18 protein-coding genes are annotated in these 25,682 nt (G+C 35.9%); 6 read left to right on the forward strand and 12 right to left on the reverse strand.

Translation table 11 applies throughout. The features are described from left to right. The first annotated feature begins 230 nt into the window (after nucleotides 1–230). Nucleotides 231–2,540, forward strand: coding sequence for a UvrD-helicase domain-containing protein (locus K4L44_09275; protein ID QZE12779.1), 2,310 nt, complete (start codon nucleotides 231–233; stop codon nucleotides 2,538–2,540). A 2-nt stretch (nucleotides 2,541–2,542) separates the two neighbouring features. Then, nucleotides 2,543–3,109, forward strand: coding sequence for a hypothetical protein (locus K4L44_09280; protein QZE12780.1), 567 nt, complete (start codon nucleotides 2,543–2,545; stop codon nucleotides 3,107–3,109). Nucleotides 3,110–3,261: 152 nt separating this feature from the next. On the opposite strand, the gene K4L44_09285 is transcribed toward K4L44_09280, so the two are convergent. Genes K4L44_09285 through K4L44_09295 form a run of 3 tightly spaced genes read right to left on the reverse strand, consistent with a single transcriptional unit; the run spans nucleotide 3,262 to nucleotide 9,834 of the window. Continuing rightward, nucleotides 3,262–6,351, reverse strand: a complete 3,090-nt coding sequence (locus K4L44_09285) for an efflux RND transporter permease subunit (protein ID QZE12781.1) — start codon at nucleotides 6,349–6,351, stop codon at nucleotides 3,262–3,264. Nucleotides 6,352–6,386: 35 nt separating this feature from the next. Next, complete coding sequence (locus K4L44_09290; GenBank protein QZE12782.1) at nucleotides 6,387–7,502, reverse strand: efflux RND transporter periplasmic adaptor subunit; 1,116 nt, start codon at nucleotides 7,500–7,502, stop codon at nucleotides 6,387–6,389. A gap of 1 nt (nucleotide 7,503) precedes the next feature. Further along, entirely contained in the window at nucleotides 7,504–9,834 is a 2,331-nt protein-coding gene (locus K4L44_09295; GenBank protein QZE12783.1) for a TolC family protein, read from the reverse strand. A gap of 441 nt (nucleotides 9,835–10,275) precedes the next feature. Between K4L44_09295 and K4L44_09300 the strand changes: the two genes are divergently transcribed. From K4L44_09300 to K4L44_09310, 3 genes are all read left to right on the forward strand, one after another. Beyond that, nucleotides 10,276–11,442 carry a DUF418 domain-containing protein gene (locus K4L44_09300; GenBank protein QZE12784.1) on the forward strand — a complete coding sequence of 389 codons (1,167 nt, stop codon included), beginning with the start codon at nucleotides 10,276–10,278 and terminating at the stop codon, nucleotides 11,440–11,442. Between the two features lie 676 nt (nucleotides 11,443–12,118). Beyond that, nucleotides 12,119–12,475 carry a P-II family nitrogen regulator gene (locus K4L44_09305; protein QZE12785.1) on the forward strand — a complete coding sequence of 119 codons (357 nt, stop codon included), beginning with the start codon at nucleotides 12,119–12,121 and terminating at the stop codon, nucleotides 12,473–12,475. 49 nt (nucleotides 12,476–12,524) lie between these two features. Then, nucleotides 12,525–13,745 carry an ammonium transporter gene (locus K4L44_09310; protein QZE12786.1) on the forward strand — a complete coding sequence of 407 codons (1,221 nt, stop codon included), beginning with the start codon at nucleotides 12,525–12,527 and terminating at the stop codon, nucleotides 13,743–13,745. A gap of 275 nt (nucleotides 13,746–14,020) precedes the next feature. Here the strand turns inward: K4L44_09310 and K4L44_09315 are convergent, their stop codons facing one another. The 6 genes from K4L44_09315 to K4L44_09340 all read right to left on the reverse strand — a co-directional run bounded on the left by K4L44_09315 (nucleotide 14,021) and on the right by K4L44_09340 (nucleotide 19,511). Further along, nucleotides 14,021–15,121, reverse strand: coding sequence for a discoidin domain-containing protein (locus K4L44_09315; protein ID QZE12787.1), 1,101 nt, complete (start codon nucleotides 15,119–15,121; stop codon nucleotides 14,021–14,023). Between the two features lie 7 nt (nucleotides 15,122–15,128). After that, on the reverse strand, nucleotides 15,129–15,434 hold the full coding sequence (locus tag K4L44_09320; GenBank protein ID QZE15989.1) for a hypothetical protein: 306 nt from the start codon (nucleotides 15,432–15,434) through the stop codon (nucleotides 15,129–15,131). Nucleotides 15,435–15,531: 97 nt separating this feature from the next. Beyond that, complete coding sequence (locus tag K4L44_09325) at nucleotides 15,532–15,927, reverse strand: transposase (protein QZE12788.1); 396 nt, start codon at nucleotides 15,925–15,927, stop codon at nucleotides 15,532–15,534. A gap of 43 nt (nucleotides 15,928–15,970) precedes the next feature. After that, a complete protein-coding gene (locus K4L44_09330) occupies nucleotides 15,971–17,644 on the reverse strand; it encodes a transposase (GenBank protein QZE12789.1) in 1,674 nt (557 codons plus the stop codon). Nucleotides 17,645–17,699: 55 nt separating this feature from the next. Then, nucleotides 17,700–18,758 (reverse strand): transposase, encoded by a 1,059-nt coding sequence (locus tag K4L44_09335; GenBank protein ID QZE12790.1) that lies wholly within the window; start codon nucleotides 18,756–18,758, stop codon nucleotides 17,700–17,702. Between the two features lie 171 nt (nucleotides 18,759–18,929). Next, nucleotides 18,930–19,511: a carboxypeptidase-like regulatory domain-containing protein gene (locus tag K4L44_09340; protein QZE12791.1), complete on the reverse strand. Its 582-nt coding sequence runs from the start codon at nucleotides 19,509–19,511 to the stop codon at nucleotides 18,930–18,932. A gap of 593 nt (nucleotides 19,512–20,104) precedes the next feature. Here K4L44_09340 and K4L44_09345 point away from each other — a divergent pair. After that, nucleotides 20,105–21,319 carry an ISL3 family transposase gene (locus K4L44_09345; GenBank protein ID QZE12792.1) on the forward strand — a complete coding sequence of 405 codons (1,215 nt, stop codon included), beginning with the start codon at nucleotides 20,105–20,107 and terminating at the stop codon, nucleotides 21,317–21,319. Between the two features lie 818 nt (nucleotides 21,320–22,137). Here K4L44_09345 and K4L44_09350 read toward each other — a convergent pair. The 3 genes from K4L44_09350 to K4L44_09360 form a co-directional block, all read right to left on the reverse strand. Further along, a complete protein-coding gene (locus K4L44_09350) occupies nucleotides 22,138–24,447 on the reverse strand; it encodes a family 20 glycosylhydrolase (GenBank protein ID QZE12793.1) in 2,310 nt (769 codons plus the stop codon). A gap of 311 nt (nucleotides 24,448–24,758) precedes the next feature. Further along, on the reverse strand, nucleotides 24,759–24,959 hold the full coding sequence (locus K4L44_09355; GenBank protein ID QZE12794.1) for a helix-turn-helix transcriptional regulator: 201 nt from the start codon (nucleotides 24,957–24,959) through the stop codon (nucleotides 24,759–24,761). Beyond that, on the reverse strand, nucleotides 24,949–25,419 hold the full coding sequence (locus K4L44_09360; protein QZE12795.1) for a hypothetical protein: 471 nt from the start codon (nucleotides 25,417–25,419) through the stop codon (nucleotides 24,949–24,951). Before K4L44_09360 ends, K4L44_09355 begins: the two co-directional genes overlap by 11 nt. Nucleotides 25,420–25,682: the final 263 nt, after the last annotated feature.

Below are 25,682 nucleotides of genomic sequence, written 5' to 3' on the forward strand. Positions count from 1 at the left end.
AAGTAGGGAGAACAACCATTTTTTGCAGTCTATCATGGGGTATCGAAACTTACATAAACTCCAATTAAAAAGCAATAGCCAACGATTGGAGAGAAGGATATTGTTTTTTTTTATATTTTTATAAAAATAGGGCAATAGTAATCGTTTGGATCATCGGATGTACCTAAACGATATATTTATTATCTGAAAGAATTTATGACTATAGAAATTCAAACCACAGTATAGAACGAATGAAAAAAATTTCCCTTGACCAAGAACAATTAAGCTTGGCAAAGTTTAATAGTAGTGGTCCTTTTGCGATTAAAGGAATTGCAGGCAGTGGAAAGACTACTGTCGGGCTAAAGAGACTTCAATATTTAAGAACAAAAGCCACTTCTGAAGATAAAATATTGGTAGTGACATACCATAAAGTTCTCACAGATTATCTCAAATACTTAGGCGATGAGGGAGAAGATATATTCGAAGAGGAGGTCCTTGATAATCAAGAACTATTCCAACATAAAAAAGAGGAGGACAAAAAGCCTTGTGGGGTGGATATCATCAATATAGATAAGTTAGTACATCAATATTACAGTAAATATAGAGACCTCAAAAAGAACCATAAGCACTATAAAAGCTTACCAAGATTCACCTCTCCCTATCGCGATCTCCACGAAACATTTATGCAAAGTTTGGAGATACTAAAAGATCGATATCCTGACAGCAAAGTGTTAAAAAGAGATTATAACTTTCTCAAAAAAGAGATCGATTTCATCAATAATTGTAGGATTGTTTCAGAGAAGAGTTACCAGATATTTAGTCGTGTAGGGAGAAACAGAAACGAAGAACAGAAATATACGATTCCGAAGAAGTCTCAAGCAAGAAGAGAGTTGTTCGAATTACGAAGAGAGTATAACAACAATTTGATCATTCAGGGCAAAATGGATTTTCCTGTGATGCGTCTATTGGCCATTCGTTATATCTCGGAAAATCCTCCAATGTGTTACCAGCACATCATTATCGATGAGTGTCAAGATTTAGATCGTTCACGAATGGACTTTTTAAAATTCTTCCTAAAAGATAATAATACAACGACAGCAACTTTTCTCTACGACAATGCCCAAAGCATCTATGAGGGATCGTGGCTCGGAAACGGGCATGCTTTTAGCAGCCTTGGGATCAACATATTGGGCAATAGAAGTAGGATACTAAAATATAATTACCGCACTACTTACGAGATACAGTCTGCTGCACAAAGCTTGATTAAGCACAACAATTACAAACAAGAGATTGAACCTGTAATGATCAATAAGGGAGGAGTAAAGCCATTCCTTGCCGAGTGTAAGACGCAAGCGGATCATGACAAATATATCATAGACACCATCAAAAATCAGGAGCGCAATCTAGACTTAAAAGATATTATTGTTGCATGTAGAACAAACCAAGAGGCGGAGCGTTTGACTCTTGTCATTTCAGATAGTGGTATTGATTGCACCCATTTCCGAAGTAGTCAAAACAACTTTAAGAACAATACGGTTCGTGTGATGACCATTAACTGTACCAAAGGGTTAGAGAGTGAGATGGTGATTCTTGCCAACCTCAACAAAGATGTAATTCCTGTCAATTCCAAAGATCCGATACAAGCACTTCAAGACCTTCGCATTCTCTATGTTGGGATGACTAGAGCTTCAAATATTCTTCATCTGGTATCGTACGAAGAGAGCTCGCCATTCATCCAAAATATGCCTCTTGACTCTTTCAAATTAGTCGACCTAGAGCAGTATCAAGAGTTTGTCCTTCTAGAGAAGGATATGAAGCAAGAAGTGCGCTCGTTGATTTCACAATTAATGGATGAGTTGGCACTGTTTGAGCAGATCCGAAACGAGTATAGACCCGAAAGTAACTTTCAAGAGTGCTTTGAGAATCTCATGACAGGGGTCATTAATATTGAAAGAATAACGGATAAAGCAGAAGAGATCCATGTTAAGTTGGATCAGAACAGTTCTCTTAAAAATCTTATCAGCTCCTTTATCGAGACCTGTTTGTTAAAGAAACATCTTGCAAGAGAAGAGATGATGAAGTTCTCACGTTGCCCATTTAAAATGGAATCTCGTAAAAAGAACTTGGAAAAGAGGTATCCATATTTTAGCGAAGAGAGTATCCAATCCTTGGCTTCCATTGGACATCTCACCCAACAAAACCAAAAAGAGTCTATAGACTATAGCTCTTTTATTAGCGGCTTCTCTAAAATACTGGAGATAGAGCTTCACAATATTTTTGAAGAAAGAAGCTACTTCGACAACGCCAATTTTGAGGGGACCAAACAGTTTGGTTCAGGAACCTATAAACTATACGATATTCTAAAATATATCTACCATCATGTTTCGGGAACATTAAACGATATTAACGAAAGTTTGGAGTATATAAATTTCCGTAAACAACGAAATAAAGCGACCCATGCACATTGTGTTCGTTTGGAAGAATATGAGGTCATCGAAAAAGAGATGCTGAGACCCAATGGAATTATTGATATGTTGCACGATCAATTAGAAAAGGAATAGGTATGAAGATTGAAGTCAAAGGAAACGAATTTTATATTGGAATAAATTGGGGAGCCATCAAGGAGTTAGGATGGTTTAAATCGACCTATGCTATTCCTGTTGATCTAGATATACTCTGCTTTGAAGTGAATAACAAACGCCAATTAGAGGTGATCACAAATCTTGAGAAAAAAGAGACCACTTGGGCTGAACTTAGTCAAGACGACATGAGCGGGGATATGAATGGAGACGACAAACTCGACAATGAATGGATCACCTTCTACACAAAACGTATACATGAAGGAAGTAGATTCTATGTTGGAGTAATTAACTATACAGAACAGAGCTTGATTAAAGTGTCTCATTTCGATTATCGCATATATAATGGGGCACCCAATAAAGATGACGAGATATTCTATAAAAAAGATATACTGAAAGAGGTTGCATTAGATCATGATTCTGAATCGATCATTCTCGGGTACCTTACAAAAGAGAGCGGAAAAGTATACTATATTCCAATAGAATCTCCTTCACAATGTAAGATGAAAGAAAATATGTTCGAAGAGATAAAAGAAAAATTATTTTATTAAATAGTGGTCATAGAAAGCCATATTTTATTATAGCCAACAAAATGGACGTATCGCTATTTGTGAAACGCACAACTATTTCATAAAAACAGAAGAGCCATATCAGTCTATTTCATTAGACCAATACGGCTCTCTTTTATGGTACTTCTTAAAGATTAATATTTAATACGGTAGAACAACGCATAGAGCGAAGGGATAAATACCAAAGTAATCATCGTACCAAATAGGAGTCCTATCATTAAAGAGATTGCCATTGGTTCCCAAATCAATCCACCCCCAAGATATAGTGGAATTAAACCGAGGGAAGTGGTAAAAGTGGTTAGTAGAATTGGACGTAACCTCTGCACCCCTGCATCGATCACAGCCTGTTTTCTACTTTTCCCATTCTCCGACATCTCTATCTCAATCCGGTCGATCAACACAATCGCATTGTTGATGACAATACCAGCAAGAGAGATCATCCCCAAGAAGGCCATAAAACCAAAATAAGATCGGAACACTATTAGACCAAAAACGACACCGATCACTCCTAATGGGATCGTAGAGACAACGAGAATCATCTTCTTATAAGAGTTAAACTGAATCACTAAAAGAAGAAGGATTAAGAATGCTGTCAAAGGAAGGTATTTGAAAACGGCAGCCATGTTTTCTGCAGTATTTTCACTATCTCCACCAAGCTCATAACGATACCCTTCAGGCCAACTCTTCTTCTCTTTTTCAAGCCATGGCACCATGGTCTTCATGATGGATGCAGCATTTCCGTCGCTGTTCAGTTCACTAGACACATTGATACTACGCACCAAGTCAAGGCGAAGATACTTGTTGTATTGCCACAAAGGAACAATCTGAGCCACTTGTGAAAGAGGAATTGATTTTCCTGACGTTTGAGAGTAGACATTGATATTTTTAAGTTTCTCGAAATCGATCTTTTGACTTCCTTCATGACGCAATAGAATAGGTATCGATTTATCATCTTCACGATAGTCTCCTGTTTTGAAACCATCTAAGACAGTTCGCAACGAAGTGGCAATATCTTGGTTTGTAATTTGTGCCATTCGAGCTTTATTCTGATCGATATCAATAACCAACTTTTTAGATTTTGGTCCCCAGTCATCCTTCACATTCTTGGTTCCATTGACTTGAGTAAGCTTTAACTTGATAGACTCTGATAGCTCCGCTAAGATATCTGGATTATCTCCTTGTACCTTAATTTCAATAGGGGTACCTCCACCTCCTCCTTTAAGGAAACCTACGCGAATATCTGCATTAGGGAAATGTATAAAACCAAAAGCATCCAGTTTATTGATCATCTTTTGATTTACTTCGAAAGAGGTGGTATTAACCAACATATGTGCATACGATGAGTTTGCTTCATCTTGCGAATAACCTAAATCGTATGAAAAAGGACCTTGACCAATAAATGAGGAGAAGTCTACGACACCCTCTTTACGATCCTCAGAAACCAACAAGGAGTCGTTCATATATTGCTCAATAAGACTGACGACTTCAGAAGTTCTCTCCACCTTCGTTCCTAAAGGAAGATTGATGTCGATAGTAATCATATTACGATCACTATCAGGAAAGAAGGTAAATGGGATAAAACGGAATGCCCATATCGACACAAAGAACAATAAGATCACTACGGTAACAACCAACCCTTTTCGGGGTAGTAGCTTCACAATATATTGTTTGTAGAAATCGGTAATACGATCAAATATTCGATCCACAAAAGGTCTTTTCTGTGACTCCTCCTCTTTTGATGCCTTTTTCACCTTAAGGAATAGTGCACAAAACATTGCAGTGATGGTCATCGCAATTAACCATGAGGACAATAAAGCAATCGTAATTACTACAAAGATTGGCCCCATAATATCTCCCATCACCGAATCGGCTAAGAAGAAAGAGAGGAATGCAACAGAGGTCGTCAGAGTGGAGATAAACAGCGGTATTGCCAACTCTTTACATGAAGCAATAGCAGCATCTTTGGCACTTTCCCCCTGATCCATTCGAACCATAATGGACTCGGAAACAACAATGGCATTGTCTACCATCATCCCCAGTGCCATAATCAAGGCAGCCAAAGTAACCTGGTTCAAACCGACTCCCATCAATCCCATGATTAACAACGTCATAATCGTCACGATTGGAATCAAACTAGCAACCACCACCCCTGTACGGAAGCCTAAAAACAGCAACATCACCAAAAGCACAATTACGATAGACTGAATCAGGTTTGAGATGAAGTTTTTAATACTTTTATCTACATAAGTATCCATAGAGGCAAGGCGCTTCACTTCTAGTCCATATGGCAGATGCTCATTCCATTTATTAACAACACGATCGACCTCCTCACCCAATTGAATAATATTGGCTCCTTCTTTAAGAGATACTGAGAGCGATAGAGCCTTCTTCCCATCTACACGGACCAATGAACTGGCAGGCTCTACATACCCTGCAGAAACTTCTGCAATATCTTTGAGCATTACTACTTGACCTTTGCTTCCAACAGGAATCAATAGGTTGCGAATGTCGTCCACAGAATTGAAGTTACCAGTAGGCTCAAGAATAATTCGCTCTTGGTTCATTTCAACCATCCCTCCTGAATTAAGAATATTGGTGTTGGATATCATGCTTTGAAGCTTCGAAGAGGTAAGTCCATACTCTTGTAGTTTTGCTTCGTCATATGACACAAAGATACGTTCATCTTGGGTTCCTCCCAGCTCCACACGCGCAGCATCATCTAGTTTTATCAGTTTGTCTTTAAGGGCATCAGCACAATCCTTCATCTCCTTATAACTAAAACCGTCACTAATGACTCCAACCATAATACCATAAACCACTCCGACATCATCATCTTTTAGTCGTGGTTGAACATTGTCAGGTAAATCATCAATCTCATCTAATTTTCTGCGCACTTTATCCCACACAGCTTGAAGCTTTTCAGGGGTAACTTTATCATATAGTTTTATTGTTACCACAGAGAGACCTGTGCGTGAAGTACTAGATATCTCCTTCATTTCAGGAATCTCTTGTACTTTTTTCTCCACCTTGTCGGTTACCAACTGCTCTACCCTTTCAGGACTTGCACCAGGAAACTGGGATACAATCGTTGCCACACGAACAGTATAAGGAGGCATACTATCTCTTGGCAAACTTTTATATATCTGCAATCCCATCACTATAATCACCAAAAGCATGGTAAAAGTGATACGATTTTTTTCAATTGCATACTTTGTTAAACTCATACTAGCAATAATAAATTGATCATTGAAAACATCCTTTATTTTTTCTCACTAGGAAGCAGTACTTGCTGTCCATTTAATAGAGTCTGAAGACCAGCTACAGCGACGAAATCACCCGAAGATAGACCACGCTTCATAACAAAACCTTGCGCAGTCATTGCACCAATCTCCACATATACTTTCTTCACCAAAGCCGTATTATTCTCTTTAGGAACAATCTTAAAGACAAAATGACCTTTTCCATCTTGACCAACGGCTTCGATAGGAACAAATAGAGACCTGAATTGATTAGAAGGAGCAACTGAGAAACGCACTTTTGCTGCCATTCCGGATTTAATCATCTTTGTTTCTCCAGAGATTTCCACTCGTATCGGATAAGTAGAACTCTCTGCATCCATCGAAGGAGAGATCTCTTTTATATTACCTTTAAAAGTTCGTCCTTTTAAAACAGATATTTCAATTTGAACAGGATCCCCAACTTTCACAAAATTGATCATGTTGTCAGGCAGCCCGAGACTTACCTCCATCTGAGAGCCTGCATTAAGAACTGCAATCACTTGTCCAGCACTGACATTCTCGTTTAACTCTACTGCCTTACGAGTGATAACCCCATCAGTAGGAGCAAAAATAACTCCATAAGACACCTGCTTTTTCTGAATTTCAACAGATCGAAGAGAGGACTCATAGTTTGCATTGTTGTTGGCATAAGATGTCTTCGCATTCTCATAATCACTTAAAGAAGCACTCCCTTTTTCGTATAGGGTACGTGTACGATCTAGAGTAGAAGAAGCGGTATTTAAAGCGGTCTTAGAACTACTTAGCGCTGCGATCGATTGTTCTAAAGCAAGTTGCGCTTCGGTATTATCAATACGCGCTAACATCTGCCCTTTTTTCACCTTCTGCCCATTATTAATATTTAATGTAGTCAAGATACCACTAGTCCGAAAACTTAGATTTATCTCTTGATCGGAGCGAGCATGTCCTGGAAAAGAAGCCTCTTTATTGATTCCAAACATATTCACTTCAGCAACTTTTACTGGTCGTAAACGAACAATTTTCTCCTGTTTCTTCTCCGCACAACCCTGGATTCCAATCCATAAGAAACCCAGAATAAAAAGTGTCAGGGTGTTATATTTAAGATTACTTCTTTTCATATTATTGCATTATTTTTGATTTCAGATTCATTAGGTACTCCATATTCTCCGCTTCGGTATGAAGAGGGAAAAAGTAGTTTATATATCGTTGAAGATTTAAAGAGACACCAAGAAATTCAGTCACTGCATTCGCCTCATCTTGCTTTGCCTTGATATATGCTTTTTGCGCATCAATTAAAGAGGTAATAGAAGTAGCTCCTGATGCATAAGATATCTGCATTAGATTTAAACTCTCAAAAGCAGACTCAGAAGATATCCGAGACAGACGAATATTAGATGCTTTTGCTACGATATCCCCTAGTAAGGTGTTCACATCTTTTGAAATAACCGACTGAATATTCTGTTGCTCAAAGGATATTTGCTGATATTGATGTGCAGCTTTTCTTTTCTGAATATTTCTTTGATTTCGATCATACAGAGGAATAGACATGTTCAGACCTATCGAATAGTAGTTAGAAGGAATCACGGTACTCTGTTGGTCAATGGTATAATTATAGCTACCCTGCAATGCAATCGTAGGCATATACTTACTTCTATTATACATCTTCATCGTTCTATCTGCACTCAATAAATTGTATCCAAGTGCCTCCAATTCGGGAGAAGACTCTATCGCGATATTTGTAACAATTTGCACCACTTGGACACGTTGTTTCGGATCATCAATGATATCGAATAGTGGTTTGAAGTATTTCTTTTTACTCAACACATCATTAGACTCTATACTCTTCACATCTATCTTCTCTTGAATCGAATTACCAACAATCTGATTTAAGTTGTAAGCGTTTTGTTTCAAGGCAAAATAGGAGTTTACTAACAACTGGGTGGCATTGGCTAACTCACTTTTCCATCGCAAAACATCCGCCTTTCCAGTCTCTCCGGCCTCATAGTTATTCTTAGAGATCGCATAGTTCTTTCGTGTCAAGGAAAGATTCTCATCCGCAATTTGATAATTTGTCTTTGCTACAAGCATCTGATAATAGGCCCCACCCCCTTCACTCATCATATTAAGCACTTGGGTAGAATATTGCGCCTCAGTCGCTTTCTGCTGATATTTCTGGATTTTGATATTGGAGCTCGCTTCTTGAGAATATATCACCTGTTCCACAGAAGCTTTCACCGAGGAGTTGATCGATTTATTGCTTTGGCCCATAACTTCAGCAATTGCTGGGTCAAGATTCATCGCGTTTGCCGATGCGGTCGCCTTTGGCAGGTAGCTACTTTTGGCATATTTCGTATTCTCCTCAGCAATCTTGATATTCTGTTTTTCAGACTGAAGTTTAAAATTCTGATCTACGACCTGCTCTAATACACGCTTCAAATCATAAGTTTCAGCAGCATTAAAATCTAAAACATTACCTGAGATATTCAATCCAAAAAGTTGGCTATACTTAGGATTAAAATCAATCTGATAAGAGGTTTTAATATTAAAATTGATATTATCATCTTGAATTACCTTGGTTGGTAGCTCCTTAGCAGGAGTTCCATTCATTATGGATTCAATATTCAATGCAATACGACGAATAACCTTTTTGTGATCTCCCTCTACTCCTTTAGAGAAAAGCACCCCTAAACGTGCAGCTTCAGGTATTACAGAAGAGAATGTGGGAATCTTCATTTGATTTAAACCATCAATAATCTTTTGGAGAGAATCTAGTTCATACTCCTCTCCCGTTAAAAGATAAGCAGCATCATGTTGCGAAAGTTTCTTACCAAGCTCTTTCTTGTTCGCTTCAAGTGGCACTATCTCATATTTAATGTTGGTTCCCTTAAGAATCGTATCAAGATAATCATTGAGAGGAAATATATTCAATATCATTGGATTCACCAATATTGCCACATTATGATATGATACATAACCTTGAAATGTAATTAAGTCCTTTTTTATAGAGAAAGGAGTGATTACATAAGATATATTTTTCTTACGTTCGCCACTCCACAAACTATTACTTAGTTCCTCAATAATCTTTCCGACGACAAGAGTTGATTTAGTAGGTGCCCCAAGACTTTCAACAATGAAATTCGAAACAGCTCCTTGCGAAATAATAATATCTACAGAAGAATCCTCTTGTAAACGAAGATAATTTTCTTTTGCTTTCTCTCCATCGAAATCGTTCTCGTATACTCTCATTGGTTGATCTAGAACAAGTAGTTCTTTTCCAATAATTCGATGAACTTCTTCTTCCACCTCTTTACAGAAAGTCCGACTTTCTACATTATTTTCATCCACCAAAAAACCAATAGAACATCGTTTCTGTGCGCATACAGTATAACTGAGGGACAAAAAACAGATGATCAGTAAAACTGGTTTTACTATAAAAAAAATTCTTCTCATATAAAATATATTTCTTTTAGGAACAATAGGCAAAATAGATTGTTCGGTTATCTGCCCATTAAATCAAGATTTATTACAAACAAACAAATGTTTTATTATTTTGTATAAAACATTCACTGAAAATCGCGTTCTCTTCAATCAAGGAAACAGATGCAATAAAAAAAGGAATAACGATATGTAATATAACCTATTACACATATTTGTATGCATTCGTTTGACTTAAAGTAGAATTGAAAAACACATAACACCATATAGGAGTATTTTTAGCATAAGAATCTATCCCATTCAATGGACAACCTCCATGAACACTAAAATACCAACAGACACTAGACCCATTGATTTACAGCACAGTTAGTCCTATTTTTCAATCAAGAAACTTTGATTATTTTATCAATTTCATCTTTTTTTACATATCTTTAAGAATAAATAAAACACACAATTATGACTAAAAAACGTATTCTCTTCTTAGATGTACTAAGAGGAATAGCTATTTGTGCAGTACTTCTGCTGCATCATCTCGAACATTTCGATGTTTATCATTTCCCCAAAACGTACCCATCTTGGTTGGTAACTCTCGATAAAGGAGTTTGGCAAAGCCTCTTCTTTATTTTTGCGGGAAAAGCATACTCAATATTTGCGATGCTATTTGGAGTCACCTTCTATATTCAGATGAACGGAGCCAAAGAGAGAGGAACAAAGTGCTGGGATCTTGTTTTTTTTAGACGCATGATAATACTCTTTCTTGTAGGAATGATTAACTCTATATTCTTTCAAGGAGATATTCTATCGATATATTCCGTACTTGGAATACTCTTGATCCCCCTATCCCATATACGAAATACTAAAATATTATGGTCTATCGCCTTTATCCTTATGCTACACCCTCTTGCCGTGTATCAATTAACAGATGGTTTACTTCACCCTACGCAAACATTAGAAAATCCTGCATCGTGGCACTATTTTGGGGAGATGAACAAATATATCACGGAAGGGAGCTTTATTGCAACAGCAAAAGGAAACCTTGTCAATGGTAGAACTGCCGTATTATTATGGAGTTATGAGAATGGAAGATATTTCACCATCACCGCACTTTTTATCACCGGATGGCTTTTGGCTAAAAAGGATCGCTTCTCCCATAATGAAAAGAATCATATTTTTTGGAGAAATTGTGGATTCACAGCACTCGGACTTTCAGTCATTATACACACACTATTCTATCTAGCCAAAGCACATATTAAAGTGATACCTATTTCTCGTCCTCTCATGGAGATTCTTTCGTGTTGGAAAAATATCTCTTTTATGTTTGTCTTGGTAGCACTATTCTATTGGGGGTACAATCAAGTAAAACTAAAAAACATAATGAACTTCTTTGCCCCATTGGGAGCAATGAGTATGAGTAATTATGTATTCCAGTCTCTAACGGGAGGACTTATATATTATGGTTATGGATTGGGACTATACAAGTATACGGGAGCCACATTTAGCTCTCTTATTGGTGTGGTAATTATTATCACGGCACAATACCTCTCTAGATGGTGGCAATCAAGCCACAAAAGAGGTCCTTTAGAAACAGTCTGGCATAAGCTCACTTGGCTAGGTAAAAGATAACCTAATGCTCTCCCCCTCGATAACTGTCTTATAAAAACATTATCGAGGTTTTTTATGTCAAATATATATAGAACAAACCATCATAGTTCTAGTAAATATTAATAGCAGAATGTCAAACAATGGAGTTTGTTTATAAAAGATATATTCCATTCATTTTAATCTGCAAATCCCCATCACCCCTTCCATAGAATTAATCTCTTTCTTAAAAACACACCACACAATCTCCTATTTCCCCCTTCTTAAAACTGCAAAATAGAGAGAATATCCTTTAAAAAGGATCATAAGACCAAGATCACAACATACTAAAGTAACATTTTGCATTTAAAGCTTATCAGGGACACAAAGAAGAAGTAAGAATCATATTACCCAAATATCATTTTATCAGAAAATAAATACAGTCATTTAGTAAACAATCAACATACAGACAAACACAACCAACCATACATAATGCATTTCAAAACAATATCACCCTTAAAACAACAGGGTATTACTCCATAAAACATATTTTTATAAACCAACAACCCCAACAATAAACACATCTGTTAAATAAATATTAAATACTACAATCTTTTAAACAAAACACAAACTTTCCTAATAAAACATGATACTTTTTAGCCTATATTGACATTATGATCGTTTAAAGAAGCAAAAACAACCATTTTGTAAATATATTACTATGAAAAAAATTGAGGCAATTATTCGAAAATCAAAATTCGATGAAGTAAAAGAAGCCCTCCACCTTGTCGGTATAGAGTTCTTCTCTTTTTGGGAGGTAAGAGGAATCGGAAAAACGATAGAAGAGAGATCGTATAGAGGGATTGTTTATGACACCAGTACTATCGAAAGAGTAAAACTATCCATTATCGTAAGAGATAAAAATGTAGAAAAAACCATCGATGCATTGATACAGACAGCACAAACAGGAGAAATTGGGGATGGTAAAATATTTATCGTCGATGTTATCGATGCCATTCGAATACGAAATGGAGAAAGAGGAAACAGTTCTCTCTACCTAAAAGGAGAAGAAGACTAATCTCTCTTTAAAATCAAATCACACAAACGAACGAAAAAATTACTCCATTATGATACTTTTAAATACCCCCTTATTTAACTCTCTTGACACCCTATGGGTATTAATATGTGGCTGTTTGGTAATGTTTATGCAAGCAGGATTTTCGCTTGTCGAAGTAGGGTTCACCCGTCCCAAAAACTCTGTCAATATACTAATGAAAAACCTTATGGACTTTAGTTTTGGATCACTAGCCTATTGGCTTATTGGCTTTGGGCTGATGTTTGGTTCCTCTATAGGCGGATTCATCGGCAATATAAGTGACGATAGTCAATCCATTTTTGGGACCCTCTCTCCCATGACCTTTATCTTTTTTCAAACTGTTTTCTGTGCCACCTCCGCTACGATTGTCTCTGGAGCGATAGCAGAAAGAGCCAAATTTACAACCTACCTGCTCCTTAGCCTTTCGATCGGAATCATCATTTATCCTATAGCAGGACATTGGATTTGGGGTGGAGGATGGTTATCAAACCTTGGATTTCATGATTTTGCTGGATCCACAGTAGTACACTCTGTCGGTGCATGGATCGGTCTATTGGCAGCAAAAATGGTAGGACCTAGAATAGGGAAATACAATGGTAAAGCAAAAGCAATTCCCGGCCACAACCTAACACTAGGGACTTTAGGAGTCTTTATACTTTGGTTTGGCTGGTTTGGATTTAACCCAGGCTCTCAACTAGCTATCGATGGTGCAGAGAATGTAGAGAAGGTCTCCCTTATATTTATCACAACAAACTTAGCGGGGGCAGCTGGAGCCGTTGCTTCTATGCTTGTATCGTGGAGAAGATACAAATTTCCATCTCTCTCAATGACCCTAAATGGAGCATTGGGTGGATTGGTCGCGATTACTGCAGGATGCGATGTGGTCACTCCCACTATGGCTATCGTAATAGGGGCAACCGCAGGGATAATTCTACCTTTTGCAGTGGAATATATCGATCAAAAGCTTAAAATAGATGACCCAGTAGGTGCTGTTTCTGTTCATGGTGTATGTGGAATCTTCGGTACCCTCATGGTTGGAATCTTTGATACTCAAAATGGTCTATTATACACAGGTTCTTTTGCCCATCTAGGAATTCAAACAGTTGGGGTAATTTCTGTTGCTGCATGGGCACTAGGGACAGGATATATCGTTCTATCTATACTCAAGAAATTATTTGGACTTAGAGTTACCAAAAGAGAAGAAGAAGAAGGGCTAGATATCTACGAGCATGGAGAATCTGCCTACAATTAAAATCAAATATAAAAATCTATCAATAACCTAACATCATCATCTATATAAAAGATAGTTCCCCTACTTTTATGGGAATATATCGAACCTTTTTTGAAAGAGAGGTATACTTCGATACTATCATCAATGGATAAGATCTGGGTATCTCTCTAATAAAAACAAGCGGACTACATATAGTATGTAGACCGCTTGCAACTATACCAACTAGCAACGAAATTTATGTAACTAGCAATTGATTCAACGAATCATCCTGTAATCAATTTTCATCTATATTTTTACTATTTCCCTTCTAAACCATTAATGATAAATTCAGCACAGCCAATGTTGTTACTTCTATTACTATTTTCAAAAATTATACGAAGATAACGAGCATCCACAAGATCCTCAACTTCAACAGACTTATGACGTATCTGACTGTTATTAGGAAATAGTAGTGCCCCAAAAGTTTCCCAGGTTATATTGTCTTCACTAGTCTTGATCGTTACATCTGCCATATCACTATAACCCGATCTTTGCCATAGATCAATCATAAACAGCTTATTAACCTTTTGCATATCGATATCAATGACATAAGGCATATCATAAAATGGGTCCCAACTAGAGTGATAAAATGAATTGAAATCATTATCAAACATCTTATTGGCTTCATAACCTCCTGCGACACTATTTACTGATAAAATGGTCCAGCTACTACGATCAATTGTCTTATATGGAAATTTCGCAGTCACACTTTGAGGAGCTTGAAAAACATCTATAGAGGTAGGTTCTGGCTTGAATTTAGTGACATATGTGAACTCTCCTCCTTGAACAAAATCTCCCAACAGTGTCTCATTCTCTCCTTTTGGCACTGAATGATTGACCACCTCTCCATCTTTATTGGTATAAGTCATCTCAACGCCTTCTGACCCCTCCATCACTCTCCAATGAATATGAACAGTATCATTCTCAATAGTGATCGACTGGACTTTCTGATTTTGAAGTTCGGTGACATACTTTTCCCCATATACTTTGATCGATTTGATAGTTTTAAGAGACTTTAAACCTGAACCATCAGAATTAAAGAGTTCAAATATATATCTACCTTCCTGAAGCTCAATGATTGTTTCACAAGTATCCTCTTCCGTTTTAACTAACTCATTTTCTAACTGAATTGATTCTTTTCCATTATTCCATGAGATATTACAGTACTTCGCTTTAGGATCGGAGTTTAACAACCAAGTAATCTTTACCCGATTTTTTCCTGTAAATACTTTTACAGAATCGTTTTTACCGATATAAATATTCTCTCCATCTGCGAGATATTTTTCATGAAGATAATTTTGATCTTCGCAACTATATATAGTAACTAAGGCAACTATTATTAGGATTATTTTTTTCATAGGAAACTTAATTTTGTTGTTCAACGACTTGTCCCCAGAAGGTTAACTCACCCCATTGAGCATATACTCCACCACTCCAGTTTTCAGACATGACAATACGAATATATCGTACAGAAGGAGCATCTAAAGGAAACTCAAAATCCTCACCTCTGTTAATATATTCTCTGTCCTCATTCGTAACAGGACCATCCCCTGAAGGCTTAATAGATTCACAGTCAAGCAGCTTTGTCCATGAGTCGAATGAACCATCAGGATTTGGAGAGGTAGCCCCCCACACTTCCCATTTTTTAGGCTGATTATGCCTGTAGTAAATATTTTGTAACTACTCGTAACTACTCAGCTTCATTTATAGTTTAGCCTCCATTCGCTAAAGAATGGAGGTTCAGAAAATATATAATGTGTAAATTATTTTATTGCCAACTGACCTTAAGATGGTTTTGAGATAACCAATGAGCAATCATTCTCACTACACTCTTTCCTTGTTTTTTAAGTGTATCAACAATAGAGCGTAACATGGCATACCTTTGGGCTCCTTCTTCTGTTCGATAACCTGCAGATACTTTTTGTTTTATTTTAATATTACGTATTGACCTTTCGGATGCATTGTTGTCAAAAGGAACTTCGTAATACTCTAAGAAAGTAAACACACTATCAATCCTTTTAATTAATCGACTCCGTAATGTCTTGATCTCATCTAGCTGATCGTCATACTCGTCATTTTTCAACAGCAATAAAAGCTGTTCTTTAAATATTGATTTGTCTTTTAAAGGATATTGGTTCTCGGCTGATTCTCTCTTTAATTTCATGGCTTTATAGAATGAGTCCCCCACGAGAACCCCTTTTATGGAATTATAGGATTATGCGTATTTTGGGACTTTTTAGTCTACAAAACTGAATCTGAATCTTAGTAACAATAACACTTTCTAATAAAGTCATTTTCGCAATAAAAAGATCACACAATTTACATTTAAGCATGTTTATGACCATCGAAATGTTTAGTTCGGAATAGTATTTTACTATTCGAACAAAATTCACCCATAATGATCTAGCTACTGCCCACATTTGATGTTTTATCAATCCTCTATAGACAGTGTTTTTTCCATTACAATGAAAACCTAATTGAAAAATACTCGCTTCTACATTATTCCTTATTTGAAGCTTTTCTATTGGGGTTTCTTTTATTCTTTGCCTTAAAAGACTTTTCTCAACCTCAGTCAATTTAAAATAGCGAAACTTGCCTTCTTCTAAATATATTTTATATCTATCTAACTCATCTTTTCCTTTGTATTTTGTATAATCAACATACCGTTGATGCTTATTATCAAACACTTTTAGAACTTGTGCCTCTAAACTAAACCGAAATCGTCCTTCTTTACCTTGTATGGCATGTAGATATAGGTGTTGGTTGTTTTCTGCACAATATTCTTGATTTTCCTCACTATTATAAGCCCCATCTGCATGAATGTTTATTACATTATATCCCAATACTTCTTGTGTCCTCTCTATTGATCCCTTAAAATGAGCAGTGTCCGAATGAGATACTTTTTCTACTTGTATAGAAGTAATGATATTAGGAAGTCCATTGTCTCCAACTACTTCTGTCAAATTAGCTGAATACCCTTTGCATTTATCACCTGCTTTATTTCTATAATCACAGTCCGTATCAAACGGAGTTTGCATGTTCTTTGCAGATAAATCTTCTCCTTTTATTGGAGTGGTAACTCCCTGATCATCTTTGAAAAACTGCTCTTTAAATAGACGTAATAGATTATCGTAATAACTATTGGCAGGTCCAGTATATTCATTAAGAATATTTGAAATGAGTATCCCAAGATCCACGATCTTTTGTTTAATTGAATCTGTTGAATTGCGATAAACAACCTTATCTCCATCTGTTGAGACCACATCTGAAATATGAGGTTTAAGATCATCAGAGAAATTAAAATTATTGCAACCTTTTGTCAGAAACAAGGACAATGTCTCATGTATTAGACTATATCGAGAAAGCCATTTTATGTTGCTATTCAGCAGTTTGCTATCCATTCTTATAGTATCACTCTTAATGCCAAGTATTTCTATATGAGAAGAAGTGATTTGTGTAAAAACATCTTCAAATAAATCAGATTCATTCTTCTCATTATATTCTTTTACTTGTTGTCTAAACTTATAATAAGTAGATTGTGCAGGAATAGAATCAGAAGCATGTAAAAGTCCTAACGCTGATCGGTAAAGTAGATTGAATTGACAGTTTTCAAACAACATTTCATCACTTATACCAGCACCTTCTTTCAAAATCATCATACCAACAAGAATACGAATAGGATAGTTGGGACATCCATTATCTTGACAATAGATCGGCGCAAAAATATCCTCACTTATCTGATAAACAACGAGCTTTCTAAATTGATTGTGCCAATGATTGTCATCATGATAGATATTTGATGCACGAGATGGTAATCCTTCAATTATTGAGGGACTATCAAACATATCTAGTTGTTTGTTGGCAGGACTACGTTTAAACATTTTGGATTATTATTGTTCTTAATACCATAAATATAACACTTTAATTAACAATATATTATATTAGGCGTAAGGTTTTCGGAGTGGACTCATAGAATATATTCAAAATATCCTCTGCCCAACTGTTATTCGTTTGTTGTTTAATATAGATTAATTCTCGTTGTAAATGTGCTAAACATAGTTGATAATGTTTGGCTGGAGTTTTTAATTGCGAAGCATAACAGTCACTGACTAAGGTCGCATTAATAAATCCTTTTTTAAAATTTTCTACGACAACTTTATACCCTCTAGACTTATTGGCTGTAATGAATGTTATCTCATGATTTTGCCATACCCACATCCATCCTTTGCCTCCATTGATCTTGCAACCTGTTTCGTCTGAGCCAACTACACTGGATTTGGATATCGATTCACGAAGTGATTCATATAAAGGAGTCATCACCTCTTGGGCTTTATTTAAAATATTAGTAATAGTCCCATCTCCAATTTTAAATGATGTTATCTCTTCCACTAGTGAACCAATACGGTTTAAAAGGATATAATGTTCAACATACAAGCTTACAATTAGTGAACGTAAATGAGAACCGTATTGGACAGGTGCTTTTATATTCGAGGGCATAGAACCTTTGTGTAGTTGACCACAACTGCATCTATTTTCATAAAGACGATGCTCCGTGCAGATTTGTTCAAGAACAGGTGGTATGTCAAAAACCTGACGTTTGCATAACAAGCTAGCGTCTTCTTGATTTAATGTATTACCACACTGACACGTCGATGGAGGATAATATGACTCTATGCTTGTTGGGAAATCACTCTGTTGTAATGTCGATCCTTTATGTTTGGGTTGACCTCCGGGTTTCCTAGTGGATTTATTTCGAAGTGATTGATTTTTCTTTACTGTATGTAAATCTCTTGAAGGTGGAAAACTACTATTACTACTGTTTTTATGATTATGCGATAGTTTGTCTTCTAGATCCTTTACTTTTTCATGAAGCATAGTATTCTCTTGTGACAAAGCTTGAACTCGTGACATCACTCTGTCTAGCTCTTTCAGTAATGTCTCAACCTGCTTCTTTAAAGCTTGATTCTCTCGTTCTAAACGATCTATTGTTCTCATGATTACAAAGATTCATTGATCTTGACAAATTAGAAAATAATATAACAGAAAGTAATCAACAATACGGCCTATTATTATTAACAATCATCACTAAAACAACGTGTTTGGAACTTTTGTGTGATTATTATACTCAAAAAGAACCTGAGTAGTTACCAACATTATCAATCAAAATTAATGGGTTCGCTTTGCCTGTTCCAAAGTAGTCACTCCTCGAACAAAAAATTCTGCATTATCTTGACCCGGCTCCCCACTTCTTTGGTAAGAGATCACTCCAGACATACGTCCCGCAAACGCAGTAGTAAGGTTACTCGAAGGGACCTTTAACTCTTTGGTTGAGACTGTCTCAATAGAGGAAATCACACTCTCTTTTTTCTGCTTACCAAATGCTACAATAGTAACATCTTCTAGTTCATTCTTTACAAGTTCTAGACTTATTTCAATGGTAGTTTTGTTTCCCACTTTTATAGTCTTTGACTCGTAACCTATAAAAGAAAATATCAGTTCATCGTTATTAGAAACTTTAATTTCGTAATCTCCATCAAGCCCAGTAACAACACCACTGGTCGTTCCTTTTATAATAATGTTTGCGCCAGGAAGAGAAGCTCCTTTCTCATCACGGACAACTCCTTTAATCCAACGCTTTTCAGATTTCTGACCGAACCCTTGATCGTTTTTTGCATTAACAATTGTTGCCATCGTGTTAAAGTGACACAACAATAGTGTTAAAACTATGGTCAATAGTTTTTTATTCATACATTTGTTTCGATTAATTAGTTATATAATACCGAAAATGGTATTGTGTAATTCTTTTGGGGAATAGTTGGCGCTATTCCTCATTTTTTAAATAAAGTTGGTTTGTTTAGTTTCAGCCTCCCTTCCTTTTTTGATTAGTCTTACTCAAATATATCTACTTAAAATTTTAATTTCAACTACACAAAGCACTTAATATTGTGTTACATAGCACTAAAATCTACATTTTTGTATCTATAACCAATAAAAAATATCTATTGTTAACAATGTGATATTTATGCTTGAAAATTGGACGTTATAAAAGGGATTATTTTTTTGAAATAAACATCAAACTCTACTAAATAATTGACAAAAAGGACCTACTAACAGAGGTGATAACAAAGACTCCCAAATCTCATATTTACAAAACATAAATAAATATAAGACAGAAAATACAAATGTTCTTTAAGTGCCATTATTATAATTGATTTACAATGAGTTGCCATTCTAAATAACAACGAACAAAACATATATGATTCTTCCATGAATTGCGTATATGAACAAAAAGACTGGTAAACATATTCTATAGTTATTTCTTATATAAAACGCTATAGACTATGAATACCAGTAGTATATATCATTGTTTAGGATTACAAGACCAGCAATTATTATCCACATCCTATGTTGGAGATACCATCCAACTTAAAGTTAAAACAAAAAAAGACAAACTACGTTGTAGTCGCTGTAAAAGAATGCATGTTATTTGTTGTGGAGTTGTTGAACGTAGTTTCAAGGGGCCAATGATAGGCAAAAAGAAGTGCGTTATTATCATAGATGTTCAACGCCTTTATTGCAAGAAATGCAAGATCGTACGTCAGGAACATTTAAGGTTTGCAAAAGAGCAGAAGTCCTATATTCGATCTTTAGAGAAGATGGTTTTACTTCTCTCTTCTCATATGACGATTCAATCAATCAGTCGACTTTTAGACCTTAACTGGAATATTGTAAAAGATATCATTAAGTCTCACTTAAAATCAAAATATCATTCTCCTGGGCTAAAGGGGGTGAAACATATTGCTATCGATGAATTCGCAGTGAGGAAGGGACATGTATACATGACTTGTGTATATGACTTAGATAAAGGAGTCGTTTTGCATGTAGGAAAAGGTAAAGGTTCCGAATCATTGGTTCCATTTTGGAAACGAATAAAGATCAATAAAGTCCAAATAGAGTCTGTTGCTATTGATATGTCAGCTGCCTATATCCTTTCAGTAAAGACCAATGCACCTAAAGCTACTATGGTATTTGACCATTTCCATATAATAAAGAAACTAAATGAGACTATAAGTAAAATTAGAAGAGATCTTTACAACAAAGAGAAGGATAAGGTTATCAAGAAAAGTTTAAAAGGAAGTCGTTGGCTATTGTTAAAAAACCCAGAGAATCTCAACCTTCAGAAAGGGGAAGACTCAAGACTTGAAAAAGTATTAGAAACGAATACCACCTTGTTTTACGCATATTATTTGAAAGAAGAATTGAGAGAATTATGGAATCAAGATAATATTAGAGACGCTTCAAAATTACTTAAACAATGGATAGAAGAGGCAAATGAGACTGAAATACCACGTCTTAAGAAAATGGTTGAACTATTGACCAAGCACAAAACAGGAATTTTAAATTGGTATAAGTGCAATATCTCCACGGGGCCTTTAGAAGGAATAAATAACAAGATTAAAACCTTAAAAAGACAAGCATATGGCTATCGTGACTTAGATTTTTTTATGTTAAAAATAAAAGCAATGCATCAAGATATATACGCAAAATATGGATGAACCATTTTTTTTAGGTTAAGAATAAAAGCAATGCAACAAGATATATACGCAAAATATGGATGAACCATCAAAATCAATAGTAAACTGAGAGAAGAATCGTTGAATACGTCTTAAATTAGAATCATAGCTAGCATTACTATTAAATCCCTGTGTAAGATTCACAAACGAAACAGATTGAAGCTTTATCAGAGAATGGATAAGCATACAAAAGCATTTAACTCGAGACAAATGCCAATTAGTATTTTCTTTTATTAACTCGTCTAAATCACTATATTTACGGTCAACTTTGGTATTCAGGTACATTATAAAAGACGTGATAAATCCTTTACAAGATACTGAACAACAGCAACTTATACAACAAACCTTGTACTAACCCACTAATTACCAGATAGTTATTTCTTGTCATATACTATAGTACAAAATATTACCTATACATTTTATCGTCTACACATGAAACTAAAAATACATTGGGAAGATTGAGATATTCTATTTCACCAGAATGGCATGAAGTATCGTACAATCGCGAAACCCTTCGACAAGCTCAGGAACCACTTGTCGAAGTACAGAAACCAAAACATAAGAAGCTAGTTACAATAACATCTCTCACAGTGATAGTATCCTGTTACTACATCAACAAATGGATCCATCAACCACGTCCTATCATTATTCGTTCTCAAACAAAAAATGGGCAAACATACAAATCCGCAACGACCATAAGAACCATAAAGAATTCCATAGTCATTGCAAACCTGTAGGCTTGCCCATCATCAAAAATATCAATAGATTGTGTCCATTAGAACACAATCTACGTCCAAATATTAATGGCTAAACCATGAAGAAGGGACGTCAGTAATCTCTTTGTCTCCTACCTTCACTTTTAATCCAAGATTATTTCCACCAGAACCTTCAAAATATCGAACACTGATAGGATAAGATCCCGCTTTCAATGCAATAACATCCTTTTTCCACTGCATTCCATGTCCCCCATCATTATCAATAAACACTTTATTGTCTAGAGATAGAATAGATCCATCATCCGATCCGATACCGAAGAAATACACATTATCCTCTGGCACGGTGATAACTCCAGTAAAAATCATTCCAAAATGATCCTCTGGAGCTTGTTTAATAATCTCTACCTTATCCGAAGTATAACGTTTTCCATCTGTTTTCTTCAAAGCCTTACAAGAAGAGACCTTTTTTTGGATTAAATAAACCTCTAACCCCTTTTTTGCCCCTTTAGTCGCAGTTGGGTTAATATAGTCAATCACCTCTACTGGAACAGAAACCACTGCACTCTTTTGATCCTCAGAGATAATATTACAACACTTCACTACTCCTGCTTTTGTTAAAGTGATTGGGCCTTCATATTTCAAAGATTGCTTTGTTGGCTCCGATCCATCAAGAGTATAATATAACGTACCATCGATAGATGTGTTTTCAAACGAAAGTTTTCCTTCCGTAACAAATCTCACTTTAGAAATAGATGCTTTAGGAGCCAATATTTTATCAAATAAATTCACATCCAACAGTTTCAATCGTTTTTTATGATCTACCATAATCTTTTTGAAACGCTCAAACGACTTCTTCGATGGATCTAACCATGCTACTTCTGATAAGGCACATGCTCTAGGATAAACCATATACTCCACATGCTTACTATTTGGCATATACTCAGTCCAAACATTTCCTTGTACCCCAATGATATGCTTCTTCTCCGATGCGGTCAATGAAGATGGGAAAGGATTATAGCTATACACTTTATTTAATGGGAGGAAACCTCCAATTGCAAGAGGCTCTTCGCTTGGATTATTTTGATAGTGATCCAAATAACAGTGGGAACCCGGTGTCATCACCACGTCATGTCCCTCTTTAGCAGCCTGGATACCACCTTTTTCACCTCTCCATGACATCACAGTAGCGTTTGGTGCCAATCCACCTTCAAGAATCTCATCCCATCCAATGATCTGGCGACCATTCTTGTTTAAAAACTTCTCAATACGGTGAATAAAATAACTCTGTAGCTCATGCTCGTCTTTACAATGCTCTTGTTTCATGCGTTTTTGACACTTAGGACACTCTTTCCAACGCTCTTTTGGACATTCGTCACCTCCAATATGGATATATTTTGAAGGAAAGATAGCCATCACTTCAGTCAAGACATCCTCCAAGAACTCAAAAGTCTTCTCATTTCCTGCACAGTACACCTCATTCATCACACCCCAACGAGTAGAGACTTCATAAGGACCTCCAGTACAACCAAGGTGAGGATATGCGGTAAGTGCTGCTTGAGAGTGACCAGGCAACTCAATCTCAGGAATTACGGTTACAAAACGTTTTGCTGCATAAGCAACAACCTCTTTTGCCTCTTCTTGGGTATAGAATCCACCATATTTTTTATCATCCGTTTTTTTACCATGTCCTAGATGACCAACAATTGTTCCCTTACGGAAAGCTGCTTTCTTTTCCAGTTCAGGATATTTCTTAATTTCAATACGCCACCCTTGATCTTCTGTTAGGTGCCAATGAAAAATGTTCATTTTATGATACGCCAATAGATCAATATATTTCTTTATAAAAGATACAGGGAAGAAGTGACGTCCTACATCTAACATCAAACCACGATATTTCAACATTGGTTCGTCTTGAATCTGAACACAAGGAACAGTCCAATCCATATTTGCCACCACCATAGAAGACTCGATTTGTACTGGCAATAACTGTCTTAACGATTGAAATCCATAATAAAGACCTACTGCGGTATTGGATGAGATTATAATTTCGTCCGAAGTAATACTCATTTGATAACTACCCTTTTTCCCTGTTAAAGTTGCATCCTCTACAAAACGAATGGCATTATCTGTTTTGCCTGCATCTTTAGCCACTTGTAGTTCAAACCCTGTAGCTTTGGTGATAAAACGAGAAAATTCAGAAGCCACAAATGAAGCATCTTCACTCCCTTTGTAAGAAATCTTAGAGTCAGAATCTAAATGGAATTGCCCCTGCTCAGGAGTCAAATTAGCCGGATAAGGGACAATATTATATTCATTCTTCTTAGTACTTTGGCTACAAGAAGAAAGAAGCGCACCTACAATGAAAGTGCATAAAAAGAGAAGTCTCGTTTTCATTTTAACGTGTGTTTAGTAATAATTGGTAAAATTCATTATTTAAAGAACCCTTTAACTTATCGACATAAATATACAAAACTATCTCCACATCAATCACCTAAACAAACAACATTTGTCTAAATTATTTTAAATTAAGAGTATATAGAGAATGACTACAGACATCCCAAACTCTCTAAATCAGGCAACACAACAAGCAACAAAAAAAACACGTTCATTACAAAATATCGTCATAGAAATAAATGGATATTTATATCTACGACGATAGAATCTTTAAATAAAGCCACACTTAAGTATGCCATCCTTAAATTTCTTTAATCCTCCTCTTCCAAACTAAAAAGCGCTTCTACTGGCTTCTCAAAAAATCTAGCCAGTTTCAATGCAAGGACCGTAGAAGGAACGTATTTATTCAGCTCAATAGAGTTGATCGCTTGTCTTGTCACTCCAATTTGATTGGCCAACTCTTGCTGGGTTACATCTTTTATTGCTCTCTCTATTTTTAACCTATTTTTCATCCTGAAGTGATTTTTTATTTTTGTATAAAATATAATAGAAACGAGATATATGAATAATCAAGGTCGTAAACATATTAAAAATCATCACATAAAAGAAACTAAATTCATACACAAATAGCATCGACAAAATCAACACCAAATAGTTCATATAAGTTCCCCATACCAACGACTCCAAACGATTTCTACTGATAAACTCATCTTCATTCTTCTCTTTGGAGAAGGAGATCATAAGCAAACCAATGATAGACAAAATTCCAAATATCTCATCCGCAATATTATTCTCTAAGATGCCTATTCCTCCTTTTGAAAAAATATCATTTTTAATACCAAAGACATGCACATTAAGAATATCTATCTCTAAAACATCAAAAAGACCAAGCAAACCAATCACTACAGAAGGGATAAATAACAACCAACCTATCTTTTTAAAACGATGGGAAAATAAATAATTTGTTTTCATATCAGTACAATTTTATAATTAGTACTTCGAAAGTAATGACTATTTTCCATTAAGACAAGTATTATTGTCAAAATGCAATTAATACTTTACATTTTGACAACAATACCATACCCTACTTAAAGTCAAAAAAGACACACAATTCATGCAACTCTGAAGCATTTAATAAAGCGTAAAAACAAAAGATTCCCTAAAAATAGAGCCAATATCTCTCCTCCTCTATAGAGGGGGTCAGTCATTGAAATTTGAGCCTTTTAGTGAAAAAG

Source organism: Prolixibacteraceae bacterium (assembly GCA_019720755.1).
Taxonomy (GTDB): domain Bacteria; phylum Bacteroidota; class Bacteroidia; order Bacteroidales; family Prolixibacteraceae; genus Halosquirtibacter; species Halosquirtibacter laminarini.